This is a genomic window from Senimuribacter intestinalis (assembly GCF_943192965.1).
Lineage (GTDB): Bacteria > Bacillota > Clostridia > Peptostreptococcales > Anaerovoracaceae > Senimuribacter > Senimuribacter intestinalis.
On the sequence record NZ_CALPCF010000019.1, the window covers coordinates 41,220 to 48,870 of the forward strand.

At 43.3% G+C, this 7,651-nt stretch carries 6 protein-coding genes; all 6 read left to right on the forward strand.

The features are described 5' to 3' along the window. Positions 1–13 precede the first annotated feature (13 nt). Positions 14–1,777 (forward strand): aspartate--tRNA ligase, encoded by a 1,764-nt coding sequence (gene aspS, locus NFR88_RS13500; RefSeq protein ID WP_251616712.1) that lies wholly within the window; start codon positions 14–16, stop codon positions 1,775–1,777. Positions 1,778–1,779: 2 nt separating this feature from the next. Continuing rightward, positions 1,780–2,391: a nicotinate-nucleotide adenylyltransferase gene (nadD, locus tag NFR88_RS13505; RefSeq protein WP_251616714.1), complete on the forward strand. Its 612-nt coding sequence runs from the start codon at positions 1,780–1,782 to the stop codon at positions 2,389–2,391. Then, positions 2,360–2,941 carry a bis(5'-nucleosyl)-tetraphosphatase (symmetrical) YqeK gene (yqeK, locus tag NFR88_RS13510; protein WP_251616717.1) on the forward strand — a complete coding sequence of 194 codons (582 nt, stop codon included), beginning with the start codon at positions 2,360–2,362 and terminating at the stop codon, positions 2,939–2,941. The genes nadD and yqeK overlap by 32 nt, the downstream gene beginning before the upstream one ends. Further along, positions 2,934–3,278: a ribosome silencing factor gene (gene rsfS / locus NFR88_RS13515; RefSeq protein WP_160202626.1), complete on the forward strand. Its 345-nt coding sequence runs from the start codon at positions 2,934–2,936 to the stop codon at positions 3,276–3,278. The genes yqeK and rsfS overlap by 8 nt, the downstream gene beginning before the upstream one ends. Before the next feature lie 8 nt (positions 3,279–3,286). Then, positions 3,287–5,758, forward strand: a complete 2,472-nt coding sequence (gene leuS, locus NFR88_RS13520) for a leucine--tRNA ligase (RefSeq protein WP_251616720.1) — start codon at positions 3,287–3,289, stop codon at positions 5,756–5,758. A gap of 130 nt (positions 5,759–5,888) precedes the next feature. Next, complete coding sequence (locus NFR88_RS13525; protein ID WP_251616725.1) at positions 5,889–7,580, forward strand: ribonuclease J; 1,692 nt, start codon at positions 5,889–5,891, stop codon at positions 7,578–7,580. Positions 7,581–7,651 lie beyond the last annotated feature (71 nt).

The window sequence follows — 7,651 nt, forward strand, 5'->3', positions numbered from 1 at the left end:
AGATAAGAAATACATGGCAGAATTATTAAAGAGAACCCATTATTGCGGCGATTTACGCATTGCAAATGTAGATGAAGAAGTCGTGCTCAACGGTTGGGTTGCGAAACAGAGAAGTCTGGGCGGATTAATCTTTGCTGACCTTAGAGATAAGACCGGCATTGTGCAGATTACTTTCGACGATACGATTTCCGAGGATGTTTTTAAAAGAGCGGAATCATTGCGCAGTGAGTATGTCATCGGTGTGAGAGGCATTGTAAAGGAGCGAAGCTCGAAAAACCCTAATATTCCGACTGGTGAAATCGAAGTATTTGCAAAGGAACTTCTGGTTTATAATGAATCAGAAACACCGCCAATTTACATCAAAGACGATGACAATGTAGACGATAACCTTCGTTTAAAATACAGATATTTGGATTTGCGCAAGCTGAAAATGCAAGAGAACATCAGATTCAGACATAAACTTGCCAAGCTGACCCGGGATTATTTTGACGAAAACGGATTTACCGAAATCGAAACACCGATTTTAATCAAATCCACACCGGAAGGTGCCAGAGACTATCTGGTTCCGAGCCGCGTTAACGAAGGCAGATTCTATGCGCTGCCCCAGTCGCCGCAGCTTTTCAAGCAGCTTCTCATGGTCAGCGGCTGTGACCGCTATATTCAGATTGCAAAGTGCTTCAGAGATGAGGACCTGCGTGCAGACAGACAGCCTGAATTTACGCAGATTGACATGGAAATGTCCTTTGTAGATCAAGATGATGTGATTGCTATGCAGGAAGGCTTCTTAAAGAGAGTGTTTAAGGAGCTGCTCGATGTAGAAATCGCTGTGCCGTTTCCTAGAATCCCTTTCGATGAAGCTATGGAGCGTTACGGCAGCGACAAACCTGACACCAGATTTGGATTTGAACTAAAGTCTTTAAATGATGTGGTTGCCGGTACAGAGTTTAAAGTCTTTGCTGATGCGCTTGCCGCAGGCGGCGATGTCAGAGGTATCTGCATCGATAACGCTTCCGACAAGTTCAGCAGAAAGGATATCGACAAGCTTACAGAGCAGGCTAAACATTACGGTGCAAAGGGTCTGGTATGGCTGAGAGTAGAAGAAAACGAATATAAATCTTCCGTAAATAAATTCTTTACGCAGGAACAGCTTGCTGAGATTGCAAAGGTCTTTGACGCAAAGGTGAATGATCTGATTCTCATCGCCGCTGACAGAGCAAAAGTCGTATTTGACACTTTGGGATTCCTGAGAAGACATATTGCAGGCATTCTGGGACTCTTAGACGACAAGCAGTTCAATTTGCTGTGGGTAACGGATTTTCCGATGTTTGAAAAGGATGACGAAACAGGTGAACTGAAAGCAATGCACCATCCGTTTACACATCCGAGAACAGAAGACATTCCGCTTCTCGATACAGCGCCGGAAAAGGTTAAAGCGATCGCTTATGACATCGTAATGAACGGTGTAGAAGTAGGCGGCGGCAGCATCAGAATCCATGAAAAGGATTTACAGGCGAAGATGTTTAAGGCATTGAGACTGACAGAGGAGGAATGCCAGGAAAAATTTGGTTTCCTTCTGGAAGCTTTCAAATATGGCGCACCGCCGCACGGAGGTCTTGCTTACGGTCTTGATAGACTGGTTATGCTTCTTCTTGGCGAGCACAGCATCAGAGAAGTCATTGCATTTCCGAAGAACCAGAATGCACAGTGCATGGTCTGCGAAGCGCCGGGCGTTGTAGAAGAAGAACAGCTGACTGAACTAGGAATCAACTTGAGGTAATCATGAGTGATATCGGAATATTAGGCGGATCCTTTGATCCATTCCATAACGGGCATTTATCCATCGCAAAGGCTGCAATGCGCGAATGTGGCCTTTCGCAGATTATTCTTCTGCCTGCAAAGGTGCAGCCCTTTAAATTGGGACGTCACATGGCTGCAGAGGAGGACAGGGTCAATATGGTCAGTCTAATTGCCCATCAGAATCAAAATTTTGTTGTATCCACTGTGGAGGCATTCAGCGAAGAGATTTCTTATACTTATAAGACGCTGCAGACATTGAAATGTCAGTACCCCAAAGACCGCCTTCACTTTATTCTTGGTACAGACTCGTTTCTCAGTTTGGAAACGTGGTATAAGGGGGCTGATCTTTTGCGGGAGTTTCCTTTCGTTGTCGGTGTAAGACCAGGTTATAAGGAAAGTGAGACTATTGAGATGGTTGAGAAAGTACGCCGATGCTATGACGCAAAGATTAAAATTTTGCACAACAAAATTTTGGAAGTATCTTCCACGGATATTAAAGAAAATATAAAAGAGGGAAAATCTATCAGATCGTTGGTACCTTTTCCGATAGAAAGGTATATTCATGAACACAGACTCTATCAAGACGTATATTGAGAAGAATTTTTCAGAGAAGAGAAAACTTCACACAGAAGGCGTCAGAGTTACTGCAATGAATCTTGCAAAAAAATATGGTGCAGATCCCGAAAAAGCAGAGGTTGCGGCATTGTTTCACGATATGTATCGGGGCGTTAGCGTCGATGTACTGAATTACTATGTAAAGCATCTGGGACTTTCTGAAATCTATCTGAACAACGGCAATCTGGCCCACGGAAAAATTGCCGCTATCGTGATGGAACGGGATTTTGGGATAACAGATCCGGATATTATTAATGCGGTCAGCTATCATACGACAGGACGACCTGCCATGAGCGCGCTGGAAAAAGTAATCTATATTGCAGATGCCATTGAGCCAAATCGAAATTATCCGGGTGTAGAGGAGATCCGACAGGCGGCAGAAGAAGATTTAGATAAGGCGTGTTTACTTTCTCTGAGCAGAACCATAGAATATGTTCGGCAGCAGGGAAATTTCCTTGATACAGACACGATTGCTGCCAGAGATTATTTACAGAAACAATATGCCATAAAGGAGAACGAAAATGGATAATAAAAGTTTTGCGCTGCTTGCGGCGAAAACCTTAGATGACAAAAAAGCGCTTGATATTGCTGTCATCGATATCATGGAAAAAGCAACATTTGCAGACTATCTGGTGATTGCAACCGGTAATTCAGAAAGACAGGTAAATAGCCTGGTTGATGAAGTAGAAGATCAGTTTGCAAAAGAAGGACTTCTTGTAAAGAACATTGAAGGAAAGCAGAACTCCGGCTGGGTTTTGATGGACTTTGGCGATATCATCGTCAATATCTTTACGAAAGAAATGCGAGAAAAATATAATATCGAAAAGGTGTGGGGCGACTGCAGCTTTTTAGATTTGGAGGATTAATAAAAGCAATGAACGAAAAATACAACTTTAAAGAAATTGAAAGTAAATGGCAAAAGCACTGGAAAGAGAATGATTCTTTCAAAACTGACATTGATGAGAGCAAGGAAAAGTACTATGTGCTGGAAATGTTCCCTTATCCTTCGGGAAAACTGCACATGGGACATGTGAGAAACTATTCTATCGGTGATGTCATTGCAAGATGCAAGGCAATGCAGGGATTCAACGTGCTGCACCCGATGGGCTTTGACTCCTTTGGACTTCCTGCTGAAAATGCAGCGATTAAACACGGCGTGGAACCGAGCAAATGGACCTGGGACAATATCCACGAAATGGAAGCGCAGCTTGACCAGCTGGGGCTTGCTTATGACTGGGACAGAGAGGTGCAGACCTGCAATCCGGATTATTACAAGTGGATGCAGTGGATCTTTATTCAGTTCTACAACAAGGGCCTTGCCTATAAGAAGGAAAATCCTGTAAACTGGTGCCCGAGCTGCCAGACTGTACTTGCCAATGAGCAGGTTGTGGATGGCTGCTGCGAAAGATGTAAATCACCGGTTGGAAAGAAGAATCTTTCCCAGTGGTACTTCAAAATTACAGACTATGCTGACAGACTTTTGAACAACCTTGACAAGCTGGAAGGCTGGCCTAACAAGGTTAAGGTCATGCAGAAAAACTGGATCGGAAAGTCCATCGGTGCGGAAATCGATTTTACAATTGATGAAACTGATAAGTTGTTAAAAGTATTTACCACTCGCGCTGATACGCTCTTTGGTGTTACTTACATGGTTATGGCGCCAGAACACCCATATGTAATGGACCTTGTAAAGGGTACAGAATACGAAGCGCCAGTTCTTGCATATCTGGACAAAGTACAGCATATGAACGACATCGAAAGAACTTCCACCACCAACGAGAAGACTGGTGTATTCATCGGAAAATACGCAGTCAATCCGGTCAACGGAAAGAAAGTTCCGATTTTTATTTCTGACTATGTGCTGATGGGTTATGGAACAGGTGCCATCATGGCGGTACCTGCTCACGACCAGAGAGATTTCGACTTTGCAAAGAAGTTTGATTTAGAAATTATTCCGGTTGTAGATTCTAACAATCCAGAAATTGATGTTCATGACTTGAAAGAAGCCTTTGCCGCAGAAGGTACTATGATTAACTCTGGCAAGTTTGATGGTATGAACAATCAAGAAGCTATCGGTGCAGTTATCGAATGGCTTAGCGAAGAAGGCATCGGTAAGAAAACTGTCAACTACAGACTCCGTGACTGGCTGATTTCAAGACAGAGATACTGGGGTACCCCGATTCCGATGATTTACTGCGAAGAGTGCGGCTGGGTGCCTGAAAAAGAAGAAAACCTGCCGGTGCTGCTTCCGACTGACGTAGAATTTACCGGAAAAGGCGAGTCTCCACTGACCACTTCCAAAACCTTTGGCAAGTGCACTTGTCCGAAGTGCGGAAAAGAAGCCAAAAGAGAGATGGATACCATGGATACTTTCCTGGATTCTTCCTGGTACTTCTTAAGATACTGCGATCCGAAGAATCAGGAAACAGCCTTTGCCAAAGACAAAGTCGACTACTGGATGGATGTTGACCAGTACATCGGCGGTGTAGAACATGCGATTTTACATCTGATGTACGCAAGATTCTTCCAGATGGCACTTTACGACCTGGGACTGACCAAACACGAAGAACCGTTCAAGAACCTGCTGACACAGGGTATGGTAAACAAGGACGGCAAGAAGATGAGCAAGTCACTGGGCAACGTTGTCAGTCCTGAAGAAATTATCAACAAATACGGCGCTGATACTGCAAGATTATTTATTCTCTTTGCAGCACCGCCGGAAAGAGAGTTGGATTGGTCCGATGCAGGGGTAGAAGGAAGCTACCGTTTCCTAAACCGTGTATATCGTCTGGTTTATGATTTCACCCAGAATTATCAGGGCACAGGTGGTGCATACGAAATCAAAACAGACGCAGATAAGGAATTGAATTATGTCCTCAATACTACTATCAAGAAAGTAACCGACGATGTAGGAGGAAGATTCAGCTTCAATACAGCCATCAGTTCTATTATGGAACTTGTTAATGCGCTGTACAGATATAAAGAATTGGAAGACGCAAACCAGGACTTCATGAAGAAGGCAATCGATACACTGGTTATTATCCTTTCACCGTTTACACCGCACATTTGCGAAGAAATGTGGCAGACTCTGGACGGCACTAAGACCTTGACCGAGGTTAGCTGGCCTGCATATGATGAAGCTGCACTGGTGAAAGATATGGTTGAAATTGTAGTTCAGGTGAACGGAAAATTAAAAGAGAAATTAAATGTAGCAAATAATTTAACAAGAGAAGAACTGGAAAAAACTGCGCTTTCTGATGACAAAGTAAAAGCTTTGACAGAGGGCAAGAATGTGGTAAAAGTCATTGCAGTCCCTAATAAGCTTGTAAATATTGTTATAAAGTAGAGGGGAGTATATGAGAGATTACAACAGTAAGAAGCCGCAAGCTAAAAAAGCGGCTGTCCGGAGACCGCAGAATAAAGAGGTTTTGCCGCTAAAGAAGTCTACGAAAAAATCCTCACCAAGAAAAAATGTAATGAGGACAGTGAAGCCTGCGCAGCAGACGAAAAAGGCAGAAAACCTGAAAGTTATTCCAATCGGAGGTCTCAATGAAATAGGTAAAAACCTGACGGTTTTAGAATATAAAGACCAGATATTACTCATTGACTGCGGCATGTCTTTTCCAGAAGATGAAATGTACGGCATTGATGTCGTCATTCCAGATTTCAGCTATCTGGTAAAGAATGCGAAAAAAATTGTAGGTATGGTAATTACCCACGGTCACGAAGACCATATCGGTGCAATCCCATATCTTTTAAAACAGATTCAGGTACCGATCTATGGAACCAGGTTAACCCTTGGACTTATAGAAAATAAACTGAAGGAACACGGACTGAAAGCAAAATTTCATATTGTAAAAGCTGGAGAAAAATTTAAAGTAGGAGAATTTAAGGTAGAGGCAATTAGAACTACCCATTCCATTGCTGATGCCATCTGTCTGTACATTCAGACACCAGCGGCAAGCCTGTTTCATACAGGCGACTTTAAGATTGATTATACACCAATTGATGGAGAACCTATTGATCTGGCAAAGTTTGCTGAAATCGGAAGAAAAGGTGTAGATTTAATGCTTGCTGACAGTACCAATGTGCTCAGGAAAGGCTATACCGCCTCTGAACGAGTGGTAGGTCAGACGCTGGATGGTATTTTCAGAGAGGCAAAGAATCGAATTATTATTGCCACTTTCTCTTCTAACGTCCACAGAGTACAGAAAATTGTAGAGCTTGCTGCAAAATACGGCAGAAAAGTAGCCGTTTCCGGCAGAAGTATGGACAATGTAGTAAATCTGGCAAAGGAGCTTGGGTATCTGCACTTTCCGGCAGGCACCTATGTAGACCTGAATAAGACAAAAAATATTCCTGACAATCAGCTGGTGATTATCACAACAGGAAGCCAGGGTGAGCCGATGTCAGCGCTGTCAAGAATGGCAAATGATGAACATCGCAGTGTAAAACTGAAAAAGGGCGATATGGTTATCCTATCCTCAACGCCGGTTCCAGGAAACGAAAAAACAGTATCCAGCGTTGTAAACAGACTTTACGAGAAAGAAGTGGAAGTTATTTATAACGATATAGCGGATATTCACGTTTCAGGTCACGCCTGCCAGGAAGAACTGAAGCTGATTCATACGCTAATCAAACCAAAGTTTTTCATGCCGGTACACGGTGAACACAGACATTTAGTGCAGCATGCGGCCCTGTCTGAATCCATAGGTATGAAAAAGAAGAACATTTTCATTTTGTCTAATGGAGATCAGCTTACTGTGGATAAGCGCAATGCAACGAAGTTCCAGAATGTTGTCAGCGCAGAAGATGTACTGGTTGACGGTCTGGGTGTGGGCGATATTGGAAATATCGTTCTTCGGGACAGAAAACTGCTGTCCGAATCCGGTTTGATTATTGTGGTTGCAGCTATCGACAGAGCTAGCGGAGAGGTGATTTCAGGACCAGATATTGTTTCTCGTGGATTTGTCTATGTCAGAGAGAACGAGGATCTGATCAACGATGCCAGAGCTGTGGCAAGACAATCTCTGGAAGATACCTTATCGGGAAATGGCAGCAAAGACTGGAGCGCCATTAAGAACAACGTAAGAGAAGATCTTCGGAAATTCATCTTCCGAAAAACCAAGAGAAGTCCAATCATCCTTCCGATTTTCCTGGATGTATAATGGTCCTGCCCCAAGAAAACGAGCGAAGCGAAGTTTGCTTGGCAAAGGCAGACCTTATGCTTTAGTGACCC